The 18601-nt window shown below is 34.6% G+C and carries 20 protein-coding genes; 2 read left to right on the top strand and 18 right to left on the bottom strand.

The window, feature by feature from the left end; translation table 11 throughout:
* Positions 1-44 precede the first annotated feature (44 nt).
* The 15 genes from guaB to EVI01_RS06120 form a co-directional block, all read right to left on the bottom strand.
* Positions 45-1529 carry an IMP dehydrogenase gene (gene guaB / locus EVI01_RS06175; RefSeq protein ID WP_010750894.1) on the bottom strand — a complete coding sequence of 495 codons (1485 nt, stop codon included), beginning with the start codon at positions 1527-1529 and terminating at the stop codon, positions 45-47.
* 239 nt (positions 1530-1768) lie between these two features.
* A complete protein-coding gene (locus EVI01_RS06170) occupies positions 1769-2464 on the bottom strand; it encodes a DUF1129 domain-containing protein (RefSeq protein WP_010750893.1) in 696 nt (231 codons plus the stop codon).
* Positions 2465-2549: 85 nt separating this feature from the next.
* On the bottom strand, positions 2550-3650 hold the full coding sequence (ychF, locus tag EVI01_RS06165) for a redox-regulated ATPase YchF (RefSeq protein ID WP_010750892.1): 1101 nt from the start codon (positions 3648-3650) through the stop codon (positions 2550-2552).
* Positions 3651-3658: 8 nt separating this feature from the next.
* Positions 3659-3850: a DUF951 domain-containing protein gene (locus EVI01_RS06160; protein WP_010750891.1), complete on the bottom strand. Its 192-nt coding sequence runs from the start codon at positions 3848-3850 to the stop codon at positions 3659-3661.
* A 362-nt stretch (positions 3851-4212) separates the two neighbouring features.
* Positions 4213-5103 carry a ParB/RepB/Spo0J family partition protein gene (locus tag EVI01_RS06155; RefSeq protein WP_010750890.1) on the bottom strand — a complete coding sequence of 297 codons (891 nt, stop codon included), beginning with the start codon at positions 5101-5103 and terminating at the stop codon, positions 4213-4215.
* The gene (locus EVI01_RS06150; protein WP_010750889.1) at positions 5090-5857 is read right to left on the bottom strand and encodes a ParA family protein; all 768 of its coding nucleotides are present in this window, start codon (positions 5855-5857) and stop codon (positions 5090-5092) included. The genes EVI01_RS06155 and EVI01_RS06150 overlap by 14 nt, the downstream gene beginning before the upstream one ends.
* 11 nt (positions 5858-5868) lie before the next feature.
* The gene (rsmG, locus tag EVI01_RS06145; RefSeq protein WP_010750888.1) at positions 5869-6582 is read right to left on the bottom strand and encodes a 16S rRNA (guanine(527)-N(7))-methyltransferase RsmG; all 714 of its coding nucleotides are present in this window, start codon (positions 6580-6582) and stop codon (positions 5869-5871) included.
* Between the two features lie 389 nt (positions 6583-6971).
* A complete protein-coding gene (locus EVI01_RS13640; protein ID WP_155853992.1) occupies positions 6972-7124 on the bottom strand; it encodes a hypothetical protein in 153 nt (50 codons plus the stop codon).
* Positions 7125-7296: 172 nt separating this feature from the next.
* A complete protein-coding gene (locus tag EVI01_RS06140; protein WP_025480634.1) occupies positions 7297-8331 on the bottom strand; it encodes an FUSC family protein in 1035 nt (344 codons plus the stop codon).
* 523 nt (positions 8332-8854) lie between these two features.
* Complete coding sequence (locus EVI01_RS13635; protein ID WP_010750886.1) at positions 8855-9025, bottom strand: hypothetical protein; 171 nt, start codon at positions 9023-9025, stop codon at positions 8855-8857.
* A 734-nt stretch (positions 9026-9759) separates the two neighbouring features.
* Entirely contained in the window at positions 9760-10491 is a 732-nt protein-coding gene (locus EVI01_RS06135) for a hypothetical protein (RefSeq protein ID WP_010750885.1), read from the bottom strand.
* Positions 10439-10870 (bottom strand): hypothetical protein, encoded by a 432-nt coding sequence (locus EVI01_RS14040; protein ID WP_010750884.1) that lies wholly within the window; start codon positions 10868-10870, stop codon positions 10439-10441. The genes EVI01_RS06135 and EVI01_RS14040 overlap by 53 nt, the downstream gene beginning before the upstream one ends.
* Positions 10871-11665: 795 nt before the next feature.
* Positions 11666-11992 (bottom strand): hypothetical protein, encoded by a 327-nt coding sequence (locus EVI01_RS06130; protein WP_010750883.1) that lies wholly within the window; start codon positions 11990-11992, stop codon positions 11666-11668.
* A 36-nt stretch (positions 11993-12028) separates the two neighbouring features.
* Positions 12029-12391: a zinc-ribbon domain-containing protein gene (locus EVI01_RS06125; RefSeq protein ID WP_010750882.1), complete on the bottom strand. Its 363-nt coding sequence runs from the start codon at positions 12389-12391 to the stop codon at positions 12029-12031.
* 40 nt (positions 12392-12431) lie between these two features.
* Positions 12432-12644, bottom strand: a complete 213-nt coding sequence (locus tag EVI01_RS06120; protein WP_002376334.1) for a helix-turn-helix transcriptional regulator — start codon at positions 12642-12644, stop codon at positions 12432-12434.
* A 129-nt stretch (positions 12645-12773) separates the two neighbouring features.
* On the opposite strand from EVI01_RS06120, the gene EVI01_RS06115 reads away from it, so the two are divergent.
* Positions 12774-13106 (top strand): helix-turn-helix domain-containing protein, encoded by a 333-nt coding sequence (locus EVI01_RS06115; protein WP_010750881.1) that lies wholly within the window; start codon positions 12774-12776, stop codon positions 13104-13106.
* A gap of 163 nt (positions 13107-13269) precedes the next feature.
* Here EVI01_RS06115 and EVI01_RS06110 read toward each other — a convergent pair whose 3' ends face one another.
* Together EVI01_RS06110 and EVI01_RS06105 are read right to left on the bottom strand one after the other, a co-directional pair.
* On the bottom strand, positions 13270-14688 hold the full coding sequence (locus tag EVI01_RS06110) for a TOTE conflict system archaeo-eukaryotic primase domain-containing protein (RefSeq protein ID WP_010750880.1): 1419 nt from the start codon (positions 14686-14688) through the stop codon (positions 13270-13272).
* Positions 14689-14773: 85 nt separating this feature from the next.
* On the bottom strand, positions 14774-15031 hold the full coding sequence (locus EVI01_RS06105) for a helix-turn-helix domain-containing protein (protein WP_010750879.1): 258 nt from the start codon (positions 15029-15031) through the stop codon (positions 14774-14776).
* A 427-nt stretch (positions 15032-15458) separates the two neighbouring features.
* On the opposite strand from EVI01_RS06105, the gene EVI01_RS06100 reads away from it, so the two are divergent.
* Entirely contained in the window at positions 15459-16622 is a 1164-nt protein-coding gene (locus tag EVI01_RS06100) for a site-specific integrase (protein ID WP_010750878.1), read from the top strand.
* A 76-nt stretch (positions 16623-16698) separates the two neighbouring features.
* Here EVI01_RS06100 and mnmG read toward each other — a convergent pair whose 3' ends face one another.
* Complete coding sequence (gene mnmG / locus EVI01_RS06095) at positions 16699-18594, bottom strand: tRNA uridine-5-carboxymethylaminomethyl(34) synthesis enzyme MnmG (RefSeq protein ID WP_010750877.1); 1896 nt, start codon at positions 18592-18594, stop codon at positions 16699-16701.
* Between the last annotated feature and the right edge of the window lie 7 nt (positions 18595-18601).

Raw genomic sequence — 18601 nt, 5'->3', positions numbered from 1 at the left:
TAATTATTTGCTAAAAACAACTACTACCATGACCGTTATACTTCTTATGATTCTACCGAATAGTTTGGTGCTTCTTTAGTAATTTGCACATCATGTGGGTGAGATTCTTTTAATCCACTGCCACTCATTTGAATAAATTGTGCGTCATCTCTTAAGCTCTTCAAGTTGGCAGCACCGACATATCCCATGCCTGATTTTAAACCACCAATCATTTGGAAAATGATATCTGCTACGCTACCTTTGTAAGCAACACGACCTTCAATTCCTTCTGGTACTAATTTATTAGCTTCATTGACACTCCCTTGGAAATAACGGTCACTTGACCCTTTTTCCATTGCGCCAAGTGAACCCATACCACGATAAGTTTTAAAGCGACGTCCTTGGAAAATTTCAAATTCACCTGGAGATTCGTCTGTACCTGCTAACATACTTCCTAACATAACTGCATGTCCGCCTGCTGCAAGTGCTTTTACGATATCACCAGAATACTTAATTCCGCCATCAGCAATGATTGCTTTTCCATATTGTCTAGCAACAGATGCCGCATCATAAATCGCTGTTAATTGCGGTACACCCACACCAGCTACGACACGAGTTGTACAAATGGAACCCGGACCAATTCCGACTTTTACTACGTCAACGCCTGCATCATATAAAGCTTTTGTTGCTTCTGCGGTAGCGACATTTCCAGCAATCAATGTTGCCTCTTTAAAAGTGGAACGAATTTCTTGGATCTTGCGAACCACACCCGCACTATGTCCATGAGCGGTGTCAATGACGATTGCATCTACGCCTGCAGCTAGTAATGCTTCGGCACGTTCAAATGTATCACTTGTGACACCGACAGCTGCTGCTACTAATAAACGACCATGTTCATCTTTCGCTGCATTAGGAAATTCAATTACTTTTTCAATGTCTTTAATGGTGATCAATCCACTCAAGCAGCCTTTGCTGTCAACGATTGGCAATTTTTCAATTTTGTGTTTTTGTAATATTTTTTCTGCATCTTTTAGAGAAGTACCGACTGGGGCTGTTACTAAGTTTTCTTTTGTCATCACATCATTAATTTCAATATGGTAGTCCGTAACAAAACGCATATCACGGTTCGTAATAATACCAACAAGTTTGCGGTTTTCTAAAGTTTCAACGATTGGTACACCACTGATGCGGTATTTGCTCATTAATTCTTCTGCATCTGCTACTAAATGTTGCGGAGTTAAGAAGAACGGATCAATAATTACACCACTTTCAGATCGTTTTACTTTACGCACTTCATCTGCTTGCTGACTAATGGTCATATTTTTATGGATAACACCTAATCCACCTTGTCTGGCCATTGCAATAGCCATCTTACTATCAGTAACAGTATCCATGCTTGCACTGATAATCGGGATATTCAACTTAATATTTTTTGCTAATTGTACACTCATATCCACTTCGTTTGGTAACACGTGACTTTCTGCTGGTATCAATAAGACATCATCGAAAGTAAACCCTTTTTTCGTGAACTTTGTTTCCCAGTTGGACATTTTTAGTACCACTCCTCTGTTTTAGTTTATCTATTAAAATAATCGATTTTTCTTATTAAGTCAACAATCTTCCTAGAATCCTTTTGGTTTCTAAGAATATCCTTATTATAAGCGTTTTCATCCATGCTCTCTTTTTATATTTTGTCTATAATACAAAAAATAAGGCATCGTTTTTAAAAGAAAATCTGTTTTAAAAACGATACCTCATATTTACAATGTTTGATTTGATTTTAAATGTTTTATCTTCTTGGAACCGACAAACTACCTAAGATTCCATATTTTTTCTTCAAGTAATAACGTAATGCCAAGGCTGCTGCTCCGATAACGACAATAATTATTGGATCTAATAATGGATTCATTACAGGAGGAAGCAAGGTCGTTGCAGAAAATGAAAGTACCCAAATCAAGGTTGTTCCACCTAAAATAAGCAATGTTTTACCCATCCCTGGCTTTTTGCTACGATCCGCACCTGGATATTCATATTGATAAATGTATTTATACATAAGATAAAATATCCAACCACCGACAGCTGAACCAAAGACAAGGGTGGATATCCCATAAGCTGGCACTGTTCCACGTGAAAACAATCCAGTAATTGCTATCATAATACTTAGTAATCCCAATAAAAGCAAAGCATTGTCTAACCACATCAACACTGGTTTCGCATTCACTTTGGCTTCGGCCGGTTTGTTGATGATGGCTTCTGTTCGTTCAGAAACAGTTCCAAATAATTGTCTTGCTGTTTTTCCACCTTTTTGTTCAGACACTAACGTTGGAAGAATATCATGAAGGGCTTTTACTTTTTCCTCTTCGGATAAATTAGCTGCTTCTAAAGATTTTTTTAAGTCAAAAATATATTGTTGGTTTCTTTTTGTTAATTTTTCTTCTAAACTATTGTTTTCTTTTACGATCTCACGTAATTGTTCTGATTCCATGATCTAAATAGTCCTCCTTAGCCGTCACTTTAACGGTTGTCACAAAAGACATTCTAACATATAACACGTACAGTTTGATAGCCCTTTATACATTAAAACGGAATAACATAACATCGCCATCTTGGACTACATAGTCTTTTCCTTCTAAACGAACGCGCCCTGCTTCTTTTGCGGCATGCATATTTCCATAATGATCCAAATCTTCAAAAGAAACAGTTTCTGCACGAATAAAGCCACGTTCAAAATCAGAATGAATGATGCCAGCTGCTTGGGGAGCTTTGATCCCTTTTTTAAAGGTCCACGCACGAACTTCTTGTTCGCCTGCGGTAAAATAAGTCGCTAAACCTAAAAGATCGTAAGCTGCACGAATAAGTTGATCTAAACCTGATTCTTCAATACCTAATGCTTCTAAAAATTCAGCCTTGTCTTCTTCATCTAATTCAGCAATTTCTTCTTCTGCACGTGCACTAACTACAATTACTTGTGCATGTTCTTCAGCAGCAAAATTACGAACTTCTTGTACATAATGATTTGTGTCACTTTCTGCCACTTCATCTTCTGCAACGTTTGCCACATATAAGATTGGTTTAGTGGTTAATAAAAATAATGATTTAACAATTTTTTGTTCTTCATCCGTGAAGTCAATTGAACGAGCTGAACGGCCTTCTTCTAAAACTGGTTTGATTTTATCCAATACCGCTAATTCAGCAACCGCATCTTTGTCTTTTGTTTTAGCTATTTTGGCCACACGTGTATAGCGTTTATTGATTGATTCTAAGTCAGCTAAAACAAGTTCTAAGTTGATCGTATCAATATCTGCTAGTGGATCAACACGTCCTTCTACGTGTGTGATATTGTCGTCATCAAAACAACGAACAACATGGCAGATCGCATCTACTTGGCGGATATGACTTAGAAATTGATTTCCTAATCCCTCGCCTTTACTTGCTCCTTTAACAATCCCAGCAATATCCGTAAATTCAAATGTTGTCGGTACCGTTTTTTTAGGATGAACAAGTTCTGTTAAACGTTGTAAACGCCAATCCGGTACTTCAACCATTCCTACATTGGGGTCAATTGTTGCAAAAGGATAGTTTGCTGCTTCTGCTCCAGCTTTCGTAATTGCGTTAAATAAAGTAGATTTCCCTACATTAGGTAATCCAACGATTCCAGCAGTTAATGCCATAAGTTTATTCACTCTTTCTCTGCATTTTTTTCAAGTACTTTTTTTAATTTTTTTTCAAATTCTCGGCGAGTCATCATGACGATATGCCCACAATTAATACATTTGATTTTGATATCAGCACCCATACGAATAATTTCCCAACGGTTTGTCTGACAAGCGTGTGGCTTTTTCATTTCAATAATATCGTGTAAATCGTACATAAAAGTCCTCTCCTTTTAGTCATTGCTCTTTTGAATGGATTCTTCAGCTCATTTTCATTATTCCCACTAATTCTACAAGAGAAAAAGGCACTTTCTTATTCGCAATGGCAATTCATGATTCAAGCCTATTCTTTTTTCAATAACGGTCTCTACAAAGTAGTGCTTTCATCCTAAGACATCGATTTAAAATATGAAGAGCTAATTTAGAAAATCATTTTTTAATTGCTCGGAGTTGATCTTACTTTCGTGACCTGACCCACGGCATTTCAAAGCCAAATCTTTGGTAGTAAGTCAAAACCCAAAAAAATATTTTCTCTGCCGTTTCTTTACTAGTCAGAATTAAGCAACTTTGTTATGATCTCTTACTCTTCATCAAATTGAATATTAAGGATATCAAGGATTCTTGTCAAATCGTTTTGTGAAAGGTATTCGATTTCGATTTTTCCTTTGCCGTCTTTTTCTTGAATGGCTACATTTGTACCAAATTTATCCATCAAACGATCTTCGCTTTCACGTAGATAATAAGGCTTTTCTTTTGCCAAGCGGGGAATTTTTTTCTTTTCTTTTCCGTCATTTTGGTTTAATTGCGAAACGATTTGTTCTAATTGGCGAACAGTTAAGTTTTCAGTAACAGCTCGGTTTGCTAATTTAAGAATCATGCTTTTGTTTTTTAAGCCTAAGAGTGTACGAGCCTGTCCCATGGATAGTCGTTGATCTTGAACCATTTCTTTCACAAGTTCAGGTAAAGTTAATAAACGTAAATAATTAGCAATATATGGACGACTTTTCCCTAAACGTTTAGCCACTTCTGCCTGTGTTAATTGAAGATTTTTCATCAACATATCATAGGCTTCTGCTTCTTCAAGTGGATTTAAATCTTCTCGTTGCAGATTTTCTAAAACAGCCACTTGCATCATTGCTTCTTCATCAAAATCACGAACAATAGCAGGGATTGTTGCTTTTTCTGCTAACTTCGAAGCGCGAAAACGACGTTCACCAGCTATAATCTCATAGCCTTTTACGGCAGAGCGGCGAACGATGATTGGTTGAAACACACCCGATTGTTCAATTGAATTTGCTAATTCTTGTAACGAGATTTCTTCAAATGTCTTACGTGGTTGATAAGGGTTAGGACGTAATTCATTGAGTGGTAATTGAACCACTGTTTCATCTTTTACATCCATAGTCTCTAAGTTCTCTAGATCCTGAAATAACGCATCAATTCCTCGACCTAATCCTTTACTTTTCTTCACGGCTAACCACTTCCTTTGCCAATGCTTGGTAGACTTCAGCTCCTCTAGAACGTGGATCATAATCGATGATCGGCATGCCATGACTTGGAGCTTCTGAAAGACGAATATTTCTTGGAATAATCGTTTCATAAACTTTTTCACGGAAATATTTACGTACTTCCTCTACCACTTCATTACCTAAATTAGTTCGAGCATCATACATGGTGAGTAAAACACCTTCAATTTCCAACTCTGGGTTGAAATGTTTTTGAACTAAACGAACCGTATTTAATAGTTGACTCAACCCTTCTAACGCATAGTATTCACATTGTACAGGAATCAAAATAGAATCACTAGCTGTAAATGAATTAATGGTTAAATGCCCAAGAGAAGGTGGACAATCAATCAAAATATAATCATATTGCTCATTCACTTCAGCCAATGAACTTTTTAAACGAGATTCTCTTGCCATCATAGATGTTAATTCAATTTCTGCTCCTGCTAATTGAAGAGTGGCAGGCACAATGCTTAAATTTTCATGTTCCGTGACAAGGGTTGCTTTTGCAATTGGTAATTCATTGACTAACACATCATAAATGTCTTGGGTAACATCTGGTTTTCGAATACCGACGCCACTTGTCGCATTACCTTGTGCATCCATATCTACTAATAAAACTCTTTTACCAAGACTAGCTAAGCAAGCACCTAGGTTTACGGTGGTGGTTGTTTTACCGACACCGCCTTTTTGATTTGCAACAGATATTATTTGTGCCATCTCTTCTCCTCCTACTTAATTGGTTGCTTATTTGGCATACCAGGTTTTCTAGGGTATTTTTTAGGGGTTACCTTCTTTTTTTGTATCACGAGGATATGACGTTTATCGGAAATTTTAGGTAATTCTATCGCATATTCTTTTACAAATTTGCCTCCTAAAATAGCGATCGCATGTTTTGCTTCAGTCAATTCCTCTTCACTTTTCGCCGCTTTCAACGCATAAAAATAGCCTTCTTGTTTCACTAAAGGCAAACATAGCTCCGTTAAAACATTTAATCTTGCTACCGCACGTGCTGTCACAAAATCAAAAGAAGCACGAAATTGAGGATTTTGACCAAAACTTTCCGCTCGATCATGATAAAGAGCAGCTGTGATGCCGATTTTTTTGGTTAATTCAGTTAAAAAATTGATTCGTTTATTTAAAGAATCAACAATTGTGATCTGTAAGTTAGGAAACGCAATTTTTAAGGGAATACTAGGAAATCCTGCACCAGAACCGACATCACAAAGTGAAAGAGCACTTGAAAAATCAACATCGAAAGCTAACGTCAATGAATCATAGAAATGCTTCAAATAAACTTCATTTTTTTCTGTGATCGCTGTTAAATTCATTTTTTCATTCCACTCAATCAGTAACTGATAATATTGCTCAAATTGCTTCATTTGTTGGTCAGATAAATGAATCCCTTTATCTGCCAATGCTTGACGAAATTCTTCTGGAGTCATAATTAATCCTTTCATTGTGAAACAGATAATTGTTTCACGAAATCTCTTTTTACTTTAACGCAAAATGAATAGAGTTGCAATCTTTCCAACAGTAAAATTACAGGAGATGGGAAAAATTTAACGATGGAAATCAAAGGCTAATCCTTATTTTTTTAAATGGAGAAATCCACATTTCCCGTCTTCAAATTAAGAAGATTTTTCAACAAAGCATTCGGTTTTTCTTAAAACAAAATCTAAGGTAATACAAAACGAACAAATTTCTTAAAAGCTTTTGATAAATGACTAAAATCTCTACATTATAATTTTATTCAAAAATCATAAATATCCATTGAGCAAAATAACATCAACGGTTACAACAGTTGTGTAACGCCCCAGGATAAAGGAGGGATTTATGAAAAAATAATCACATGAATAATTGTAGAAGCAACGATTTTAGCTAGTCGATTTAGAGATGGGAGTAGTACAATGAAAAGTTGGATAAATGTGGGATCATCTAAAGGTGGCAGCTGGATGACTTTAACAGAAGAGTTTCCTATTGCCACTTTAATACGACTTCCCAAAGTCCTGTTAAGCCCCTAAACATGAATTTTCTAAAAATTTTAACTTTGTACGCTTACTTATAAACGAAATAAAAAATAAAGTGCCCCCCAGAATTAGATTTTTTTCTGACTCTGAGGGGTGCTTTTTATTTAAGTATTCTTACCTTTTACCTATTTATTTTTCTATATCTAATTTTTTTCGCACAACGTTTAGATAATGCTGCAATCCAACATTCATTATCCAAGCAACACCTAGACCGATGAAACTTCCTATGACAATTCCTAAAAAGCGGTATTCGATCAAAGAAATCAAATAAGCCCCACGAATGAGTGTAGACAGCATTAGCGCCATTGGGTTAAGAAAGATATTAGCCACAGCATAATTTCTAGCAACCAAAAATTGAGCGATACCATACAGAAGAGTAATTAAAAAGATCGTTTGCAATTGAGTGAACGGGATAAAGGATAAAACTGCTGAAACACACAAACCACCCATTGAACCAATCAAATACTGAACTTGGCGATGTTTCATTGCCTCTAAGTTTTCTGCTAAAAGAATCGATGCACAAGAAAGAGTCAACCAGTATGGATTATGCAAATTCAAACCATGGCTAACATAAACAGACAAGAATAAGGCGGCGCTATAAAAAACAGAGTCAATAATCACTAGCGGTTCTTCTTGAAATCTTTTTTTCAAAGATACCTGTTCGATGATTTGTTCTGGACGTGAATCAAGCAATTTCGTGATCACTGCAGCAATCAATGCAAAAACCACTCCCATAAAAAAATAAACAGAAATAATGGGTAGCTGGACCAGTGGCAACTGCATACTCGTGCCCATCGCAGAAAGCATCGCAAAAAATAAGCCTCCTGGTTTAGAAATATGGAACACCCTTAAGATAAACCGACTGGAAAAAGCGACCAATGCCACAGCAAAAGGTTCTAACCATAACACATATGTCGATAAAATTCCTAGTACAAAAGCCACTAAGAGGCCACAACCAATGAGAAACATCCGTTTCAACAAATTATTCATCGGTATATTTTGATAGTAGAAAAAAGTAAAGATTCCTAAAGAAGAAAAACTTGAGATCAAAAAGTTATGATTTATGTAGCCTAACCATAAGACGATAAAAATAAGTAGCATCAGATTCATGATGCGAAAAGGGTTGTCCTGAATTTTGTTAAATCGAAAATAAGTCTTGAACAAACTATCCCTCCTTTCTAAAATTGGTGATCCATAAAATAAATCATACACCTACTACTTCCTTTTAGGTCAACATTATTTAGTATAACAACTATTTCTTTATTTTCCATAAAAAAAGAAACTTCCAGGATTCTCCTCATCAGATGATGGTGGAATAGAGTTTGGAAGTTCCTATTCGCGTTTAACAAGTTTAAGAAAAAGTCGGAAGCATCCGACTTTTTTAGGTGCAAACCGAAGTAATACACCGCTATTTATTATACTTATAGTACTATAGGTAGTTTATGTAATAAAGAGTAATTTCGTGATTATTACATGTTCCATATGAAACATGGTCATGCTATAAAGCAATTATGATCTCTATTAACTTATAACAACTATACAACAGTATATAATATTTCTAAATATACAGGATCTTTTTTGATAATATTCAATATTTACCTTGACGGCACTCGCATATCCAACATAGCTTTAGCACGGTACATGTTGTTCCTGTTATTATGAATAATCACCACGTTATCAAATATTTTTATTCTTTTTCTGCAACAAGTGCCCCTGCAACGAAACCAACTAAAAGAATCCCCCAAAATATAAATCCCCAAAATGGTATATTACTTCCTTTGAGAATTTTCATTAGTATGAGCAAAGCCATTGTTATTGCAAAAATTTTACTGCTCTTCTTTTTTAAAATTTTAACCATGGTTAACTCCTAAAATTAACATTTTTCCCAACACCAACCAACGCCATAGCCTGCTAAAATACCTGCACAAGCAAAACATCCAATTCCAGCCGAAACTCCACATGCTGTCGCACACGCTGCCAAAACGATAGTCGCTTACCAATTGCCTAATAATTTATTCACACAATCAGCAATACAGCCGACAAATGAACGAGAATTCAAATTAATTTTTTCTTTATGACTAGCGATGATCTCTTTGTTTTTATTTTATTTTTAAGCAATATTCCCATTAAGTTAACTGTAACGTAGAACAGAATAAAAAGAAAATACACCTTGCTCATTGCCAATAGTTCCTTTAAACAAAAAGAACAAGTTACAAACCCTATCCAAATCGAGGATCTAATTTGCCACTCGTTCTTTTAGCCAATCTCATTTTTTTTATGTTATAAAAATAGAAATTTCATTCGTTGGATCCTTTCGCATCACTGCATTACACTTCTACTTTCGCAATCTTCCCTTGTTCGATGTAGACCCAAATTGATCTAGCAATTATTATCAAACTGAGTCATATAGAGACAAAAATTTCAAAAACGACCTATTAATTGGTCATCGAATATCATTTAAAATCAATACGACGGAGTCAGACACGGAGTCAAAACAAGCCCGCTGAGAAACAAAAAGTGATGATAAAATTAAATTTTATCATCACTTTTATATTTGCTATTTTACTTACGGGCAACTAAGTTATCTAGCAATTATTTAAATCCATTAACTAAAAAATCTGTAAATTTCATCTGTAGATATTTTTTCTCATCAATTGATGTTTCAATATTCTCTAGTTTATTGAACACTTCTAATAACGAATGCGTATTCTTTGCTGTTTCTTCTGCAATCTTATACATTTCACTTTTTGCATAGCTACTTAAACCATTCTTCCTACCTCTAGATAACTTATCAAAAATTACGCGTAGTTGATGTTCATCTAACTTATTATTAAGCCTAGCTATATCAATACCTTTAACAAATTCTTTTGATGATTTATCCAAATCTTCAAACCTGGTCAATCTACTACTTATTGTTTCGATCCTCATACCATGTGTAGCATCTAATATTCTATTACCAATTGCAGTTGCTTTAACCCTACTTTTATCTTTAATAGTATAAATTAGTTCAAAAAATATAGATTTCTCCCGTATCTCACTATTAGAGACCTGTATACCAATTTCTACTTCATAATTTTTACCTAAATTAATTGTTTTTGTTAACATGACCCTCATCTCTAAACTAGAGTCTGTTATTTTGGCATAATCAATATACGCTGGATTATTCATTTCTTTTGAATATTGATGTATAGCATTTAAAGACATGTACAATACAATATTGTTGTCATAGTTTTTATACCTACTTGAAGAAGTAACAGTCCTCAAGTAGTGTTCACCTTCGTTTTCTCCATTGATAAATTTGTCCAGTTTGTAAGCAATATCCATAAAACTTATCTAAGCGAAATAATTGATTTAAGAAAGTCGTACTGAAAGAATATATCCCTGTAGCGGTATACGCAATTTCTTCTTGATTATCTTTTTTAGTAACTCCTAATATTAATTGATCTTTATCATCAAAACCTATTAATTTAATATATTCAGAAGAAATTATTTCATCTGATTTTTTTAACTTTATTAGTTTAAATAAATCTATTACTTCTTTTGATCCTCTAACGTTACATTCATTATCTATAAAATCGATTTCATTTTTTATCAAGTCAGATATTTTATCTGTTCCCAGTATACTCATAACCTCTTTTTTTGTAGCTAAACTACTGGAGTCTTGTAATGAATTATAATAATATGTTTCCATGAATTTTGTCATGTGATCCCCCTTTTCTTGATATTGGCTTTAGCCAAGTATTAAGAAAATAAAAGGGTATTACGTACTATATTATATAAGAAAAATAATTTACGAACTTAAGTTCTATCTTTTGATTTACCTATTTATATGATAGTATACTTACATATGTGATATTAATTATTAAGTCCTATGCATGCCCGTATAGTACTAATACCTTAACAATGAATTTGCCGATTCATTGTTTTTTTATTTTCCATGGATATTATAGCACATAGTATACTTATCTACAAATTAACATGGTACAAAAACACTCTAAAATCCGTTATAGGGCGTTTTAACCTTAAATAAACAGTTTAATACTTAATTTAACAAAACTCCTTAGACGGCCCATGATGCGCTCTAAATGCTATTGACATTTTTCTGGAAATGTTATATATCACATTTCCAGAAAAAATACAATCTTACTTGTAACCATAAATATTGAAGTACCCATGATATGTGAATACTACTTTTAACTAATTTTTCAACTTTTATCATTTCAGATACATCTGAAATATTTCCATTAGGAAATATTTATTAAAAAATACACTAAATAGTAAAATAAAATTTAGTTAATGTTCCAAAAACTGTATCTTACTTATCACTATCTGAAACAACAGAAACATGTTTAAATCAATATTTACACAATTATATATTGTTTCATTTCAGATACAATTCACTTAAGCGGATTTCAAAAGACAAAAAAAGGAACCCCTAGAAAGTTAGTCTTCCTAAATGTTCCATATGAAACACGGTTCTATAACAATGGGGTGGGGTTTAGTTCAACATTAACACCTCAGTATATGGTATCTCTACATATACACGGTCTTTCTTTGGATAATACTCAATATTTATATTGATAGCACTTCCATTGTCTAACGTAGCTTTAGCCCGGTACGTGTTATCACCATTATCATGAGTGATCGTCACATCATCACATGACCGATTTAAGTTATACTGTTCTTGTAAAATCTGAGTTACCAATGGTTCAGATGGCTTCTCTAGTCCAGATGAACCCGTCATTCTTGAAAAAATGACACCTATAATAGCCAAGACAACGATACTTATAATGACAAACTTCTTGTTCATATTTACTTTATTCAACTTTCTATCTCCTATCTCCAAAATAATTTGCTCTTATCAGTACATTGACATCCCTAAAAGTACACCAAAGATTGCTCCAGCTACCCCTGCTATCATCAAAACCGTACCCATTTTTTCATCTTTATCTCGATATAAGTACCCCATAATAACAGCTACGGCACCAAACGCAACAGGAACGAATACAAACGATACCACCATAGAAACCCAACCAATAATCAAATACAGCTTCCCTGTCTCTTGTCCATGTATGATTTGTTCCTTCATTTCACTGAGTGTCTGCTCAGTACTTTTCTTTACTATTTCTATTCCGGTTACCTCAACTTTTTCTTGTGATGACCCGCAAAACTGACAATACTTACTTTCATCTGCTATTTCTTTACCACACTTCCTACAATACATGTTTTTCCCTCCTAAAATCGTGTAGTTTCTTATTACCAAACTACATTGCTTTATTAAACACCTCAGAAAACAACTCATTTATTGGTACACTTAATATTTCAGAAAGCATTTTCATTTGATAGGGTTTAGGAATTGTTCTCCCTGTTTGCCATGAACTTATACATTGTTGTGTAACGTTCATCTTTCTTGCTAACTCAGTTTGAGAAAGTCCTCTTTCTTCTCTGTATCGGCTGAGATTACTTGTTTTTTTCATATCCTCACTCCCTGTTTTTATTATATACAACGATATGATGTATTTCAACTCATAAAACACATAAAAACTTTATATATCATTACAAATACAACAAGTTGTTGTACCCTACTGAGAAAGGGGGTGTAATTATTGAAACAGAAACAATATGCAAAAATCATCAGAGAAAAACGAAAAGCTCTAGGGTGGACACAAAAAGAACTAGCTGAAAAAATCTTCTCTACACAGCAAGCTGTAGCAAGATGGGAAAATTCTGTAACAGAACCTAATCTAGAAAGCCTAACCGCTCTTTCAAAAGCACTTGGGGTTCCTGTAAGCCATTTTTTAGATGAAGAGATGATTGAAGCGGAGGAAGACTTTTTGACCTTGTATCGATCACTCAGCCCCCATGATAGAGAGAGAACAATTAATTATATGAAATTACTCAAAAAGCAAGAGTCCGAACGTAATAACTTTTTTACTTAGTAATAGATATTAAATGTAAGACCCGTATAGTCCCCCTGACAAGGTTTTAATTATGTTCCTAGAAAAACTATAATTAGAAACTTAAAGATGCTCTAGGATGCTGTCACGCTTGCAAAATAAAAAAGCATTAAAAATGCTTTTTTATACCTTGTCATAAATAGAGTTACTCCACCAAATACTTAGCATCCACTTTACGTAAAATGCGTATTTCCTCATCTGTTAAAGAAAAATTCATAGCAATCTCTGTCAAACTTACTATTCCTTCACAAGCAAAGTATTTTTTTCCATCCCTGTCACTAAAATCATTATTAATTCTATACAAATTAGGGGATTTTTTCTTTGTGACCTCTGAATATTTACCTTGGCTAATAATAACTAGAAAACCAAGGGAAGCTAACTGTTTGAGTCTTTTCAAAACACGTCCTCTATTTTTATCAACTCCGTGCTTACTTAGTTGCTCGTAAGTACAAAAAAATATTCCTTCATCATTTGCGTACCTCTTTGCATGTACTAATAGAACAAATGCTAATCTAATTAACGCAACATTCCCTATAGATACAAGGAGTTGAATCTCTTCATAACAAAAGTCTATTTTAGTATTATGGGGGCTTCGTGCTAATTTATAATCACGATCATAAACAGTCTGTATAACCCGCGCTGTTTCTTTTCTTAAATCATCCTTTGAAACACTTCGTATATATTGAGATGTTTTTTCTGATGATAACGTGTTTTCTAATACACTAAATATTTTTTTACATGTATCTTGTTCAGAATAACCTTGCTCTTTAAGAAGCATTGCCCCGTATAATGTGAAATTATTTCGGGTACCACCACATAATAAATGGTTCTCTTCAAATATTATTTTTAATTCTTCTTTGGACATTCCATCGGGATGATACTCTACATTGATTTTAGGTTTATTCTTAGTAGTTTTTGTAACTGAGCATTGACTTAGAATATCTTGACAAAATTCATCTCTATTCATGGGTTGAATATTGAGAAAATATTCTATACTCAATTCTTCAAATGTCTGATTATCCACATAATGACAAATTTGATTTGTTGCCTTATGCATCCCTAAAGGTAGTTTTACACCTTGACCAGTTGTTGGTCTACGCTCTATTCTCCTAGGTGTTTCGTTTAAGTTACGTAAAACCTCCTCATAAAAAGGTATCAATTTAGATTCTGGAATGACATCCGTAAAATACAAGTCTACATGATATCCTTTTTGTCCACTGGTTGAAACATGTATATCATTTTTGGGGATTCCATAATGATCAATCAGTAGATTAACAAGTTTGCGAGTAACATCTTGACATTCATATTTGTTATCTTTTATATCGACATCAAAAGTAAAGAACTTAGTTAACCCTCCGGCTCCTAGCTTTATACCTACAGTGAGCTGATTAGCTAAGTGCTTGTCAATAATTGTATCTGTTAAATAATGTTTAACTTCCCTATACTTACAGTCTCCTTGATTCAATTCATATTGCATCAAGTAAGTCTTTCTATAAGTAATGAACAATTCATTTATCTTCTTTATAATTGATTCCCTGTATAATTCAAAATCTAATTTATTCATCTACGTTCTCTCCTTATGTTTTTTTATTTGTTTATATTATTTTCTTGTAATAAAACAAATACTGATTATTATGTGACTATATTCTCTATCTCCTATATTCCTCGAGAAAATCATCAACGTCTGCTTTTTTGTATAAACATATCCTGTCTATGACTATTTTCTTCAATCCTAGATTAACCATCTTAGCAAGTGTTCCTTTTGATATTCCTCCCATGTATTCTTGAACTTCCTTAGTGCTAAAATATTCCTTTGTGTAAGAATTATGATTCACGTTTTGCACTATCTCTTCAATCAGCTGTTCTAAATCTTGCATGAAATCATCAAACTCTATTTTTAATTCCATCGTCACTCGACTCCTTCATTTTTTGATATCTAGACAATAAAAAAACACCTTTGCACAAGAATTCTACAAGGTGTTTTTCGATATCTCAAGTTTAATTAGATAAAACTTATTCAATATTTTTTGGCATTTTTTCTTTATTGACAAAAAACAATAGCTTTATATCAACATTTTAAAAATATTATTTTTTGTCAATAAAATATGTTAGGAAAACAGAAAAATCACTTTTTCGTTTTTATTTTACATTAAAAAATAACAACAATCAACATTAATTACTGAATTAATCAAAAACAAGATTTACTTTTTTTACTTTAAAAGATATACTCCTCTTGAAAAAAATCATTTTTACTAAGAAATGAAAGGAGGTGAATCCTTTATAGCTAACAAGCTCTCAGCGGGCTTTTGTGGCTTCGTCAAGGAGGAATTATTAATGGCAACTATACAACAGTACAAAAAAAGTGATGGTACCACAGCTTGGCTTTACAAAGTGTATATGGGTAAAGACCCAGTGACAGGTAAAGAAAAACGGACGACACGTAGAGGATTCAAAACAAAAAAAGAAGCCTCTTTAGATTTAGCTCGATTCCAGATAGAAATCGAATCTAATGGAATAAGTCAACACTCTATCAAGACATTCAGTGAGTTATATGATCTATGGATGAGCCAACACGTTAAAAATATTCGAAACACAACAGAACAACGGATCAAGAATCACTTCACGAACCAAATCCTTCCCTCTTTTGGAAAAATGAAGTTAGAGGCTATCACTCCTGCTACATGTCAAAAAATACTAACTGAGTGGTCAATGAAGTATCATTCTTACCAGAAAATAAAGAGTTACACTTCACAAGTATTCAACTACGGTATATTGATTGGCGTGATCAAGACCAATCCCATGGAACGTACCATTACACCCAAGTCTAATCATAACTCTGCTGAGATCGAAACGGAGTTTTACACGAAAGAAGAGCTTCGACAATTCTTTGATTGCTTGCAAGAGCTAGAAGATGATCGTGCTCTAGCATTTTTTAGACTAGCTGCTTACACAGGTGCTAGAAAAGGGGAAATACTGGGGCTGACGTGGAAAGACATCGACTTTGATAAAAAGACTGTGCAGTTCAATAAAACGCTAGTAGAGCTATCTGATGGCTCTCTATGTATCAATTCTACAAAGACAGAGTCATCCAAGAGAACAATCACAATAGACGACGGGACTTTGACCATACTTAAGAAGTGGAAACGTACCGTCATAAAAAAGAATCTTTCTAGAGGTATCAGAATCGATAATATGGATGATGTACCTGTTATCAGCACTATTAAAACAAATAAAAAAAGGGACTTCCTGTATAAGGGCTACCCTAATCATGTAATGAGTAAAGTAGCTAGGAAGTTCCCTGATATGAAAATAATCAAAGTCCATGGCTTTAGAAAGACCCATGCCACATTGCTTTTTGAAGCAGGGTCTCAAGTAAAAGACGTGCAAGATAGATTAGGACATTCTTCATCTAAGACAACCATGGACATCTATATCCGAGTATCGAAAAATCGACAAGAAGAAACAGTTGAATTGTTCGACTCCTACATGAATGCGTGATATACGGAGTCAAAAACGGAGTCAGTCGATACGATAAGGACTCATTTATTCTCAAGAATCCGTTCGTATCAATACTTTACACTTCGACTTTCGCAATCTTGCCTTGTTCGATGTAGACCATCAAAATACTCAAATCAGCAGGATTTACGCCACTAATACGGCTGGCTTGGGCAATTGTTTCTGGTTGAATTTTTTGTAACTTTTGTTTGGCTTCGGTAGCTAAACCGTTGATTGCTGCGTAATCGATATTTTCTGGTATTTTCTTGGCTTCCATTCGTTTCAGTTTTTCTACTTTTTCAAGGGCTTTTTTAATGTACCCTTCGTATTTGATTTGAATTTCCACTTGCTCAATTTCTTTAGCCGTTAGTTCTTCATTTTCTGGAATAAATTTTAATAAATCACTGTAACTGATTTCTGGGCGTTTTAAAAAGTCGCTCGCTAATACCCCATCTTTTAATGGTGCAGCATTAATTTGTGTTAAGAATGCTTGTACTTCTTCTGTCGGTTTAATGCGCACATTCATCAAACGTTTAATCTCTGCTTCAACAGCTACTTTCTTTTCCAAATAAGCATTGTATTGGTCTTCTCTAACCAAACCTACTTGATGACCCATTTCAGTCAAACGTAAATCGGCATTATCATGACGTAACAATAGGCGATACTCGGCACGAGAGGTTAATAAACGGTAAGGTTCATTTGTCCCCTTTGTAACTAAATCATCGATCATGACCCCGATATAACCATCACTGCGTTTCACGATTAAAGGTTCTTTTCCTTGTACTTTCAAGGCTGCATTAATTCCTGCAATCAATCCTTGACCTGCTGCTTCTTCATAACCACTTGTGCCATTCGTTTGTCCGGCTGTATAAAGATTTTCAATAACTTTAGTTTCTAGTGTCGGGCGTAGCTGATGTGGTTCCACAACATCATACTCAATCGCATAACCAGTACGCATCATTTCAACTTTTTCTAGTCCTGCAATTGAGTGAAGCATATCTACTTGAACATCTTCAGGCAAAGAGGTGGATAAACCTTGCACATAAACTTCTTCGGTATGCAATCCTTCTGGTTCTAAGAACAATTGATGGCGTGGTTTATCAGCAAAACGAACAATTTTATCTTCAATCGATGGACAATAACGAGCCCCTACACCTTCAACGATTCCTGTAAACATTGGTGCACGATGTAAATTATCACGAATGATTTGATGCGTTGTCTCACCTGTGTAAGTCAACCAACAAGATTCTTGTTCTAAGTTGTAAGCACTGTCTGGTGTACTGAAACTAAAATGGTTTGGTTCTTTGTCACCAGGTTGTTCTTCTGTTACTGAGTAATCAATTGTACTCGATTTAACTCTTGGCGGAGTCCCAGTTTTAAATCGATCAATCGCAAAACCTAACTCTTTTAAATTATTTGCTAACCCAACAGATGGTTGCGAATTATTCGGTCCAGAAGAATATTTCAATTCACCAATAATGATTTCCCCACGCAAAGCTGTTCCAGCAGTAATAACGACTGCTTTTGCACGATAGCTAGCACCTGTTGATGTCACAACACCTCGACAAATTCCCTCTTCGACGATTAACTCTTCAACGATTCCTTGACGAAGTGTCAAATTAGGTTCTTTTTCAATTGTATGTTTCATTTCTGCTGAATATGCATGTTTGTCCGCTTGTGCTCTTAAAGCCCGTACAGCCGGTCCTTTACCAGTATTTAACATTCTCATTTGAATGTAAGTTTTATCAATGTTTTTGCCCATTTCTCCGCCTAACGCATCAATTTCTCGCACGACGACACCTTTTGCTGGACCACCTACGGAAGGATTACAAGGCATAAAAGCAACCATATCTAAGTTAATGGTTAATAATAGTGTTTTTGCGCCCATTCTAGCTGCTGCTAATGCGGCTTCTGAACCTGCATGTCCTGCACCAACAACGACCACGTCATAGGCATCTGCTTGATAATGATTCAAGAAAGTT

It is taken from the genome of Enterococcus villorum, assembly GCF_007990225.1.
Lineage (GTDB): Bacteria > Bacillota > Bacilli > Lactobacillales > Enterococcaceae > Enterococcus_B > Enterococcus_B villorum.
Note: the sequence above shows the minus strand (reverse complement) of the source record. Positions and strands in the feature narration are given on the sequence as shown.

Coding starts and splice junctions, on each gene's coding strand:
- EVI01_RS06170 (WP_010750893.1), bottom strand. CDS start 2,464: ATGGAATCAGAACAATTACGTGAGATCGTAAAAGAAAACAATAGTTTA.
- EVI01_RS06110 (WP_010750880.1), bottom strand. CDS start 14,688: ATGAATAAATTAGATTTTGAATTATACAGGGAATCAATTATAAAGAAG.
- EVI01_RS13635 (WP_010750886.1), bottom strand. CDS start 9,025: ATGGTTAAAATTTTAAAAAAGAAGAGCAGTAAAATTTTTGCAATAACA.
- EVI01_RS06105 (WP_010750879.1), bottom strand. CDS start 15,031: ATGGAATTAAAAATAGAGTTTGATGATTTCATGCAAGATTTAGAACAG.
- EVI01_RS06100 (WP_010750878.1), top strand. CDS start 15,459: ATGGCAACTATACAACAGTACAAAAAAAGTGATGGTACCACAGCTTGG.
- EVI01_RS06150 (WP_010750889.1), bottom strand. CDS start 5,857: ATGGCACAAATAATATCTGTTGCAAATCAAAAAGGCGGTGTCGGTAAA.
- EVI01_RS06160 (WP_010750891.1), bottom strand. CDS start 3,850: ATGTACGATTTACACGATATTATTGAAATGAAAAAGCCACACGCTTGT.
- EVI01_RS14040 (WP_010750884.1), bottom strand. CDS start 10,870: ATGACAAAATTCATGGAAACATATTATTATAATTCATTACAAGACTCC.
- guaB (WP_010750894.1), bottom strand. CDS start 1,529: ATGTCCAACTGGGAAACAAAGTTCACGAAAAAAGGGTTTACTTTCGAT.
- EVI01_RS06135 (WP_010750885.1), bottom strand. CDS start 10,491: ATGGATATTGCTTACAAACTGGACAAATTTATCAATGGAGAAAACGAA.
- ychF (WP_010750892.1), bottom strand. CDS start 3,650: ATGGCATTAACTGCTGGAATCGTTGGATTACCTAATGTAGGGAAATCT.
- rsmG (WP_010750888.1), bottom strand. CDS start 6,582: ATGACTCCAGAAGAATTTCGTCAAGCATTGGCAGATAAAGGGATTCAT.
- EVI01_RS06125 (WP_010750882.1), bottom strand. CDS start 12,391: ATGTATTGTAGGAAGTGTGGTAAAGAAATAGCAGATGAAAGTAAGTAT.
- EVI01_RS06120 (WP_002376334.1), bottom strand. CDS start 12,644: ATGAAAAAAACAAGTAATCTCAGCCGATACAGAGAAGAAAGAGGACTT.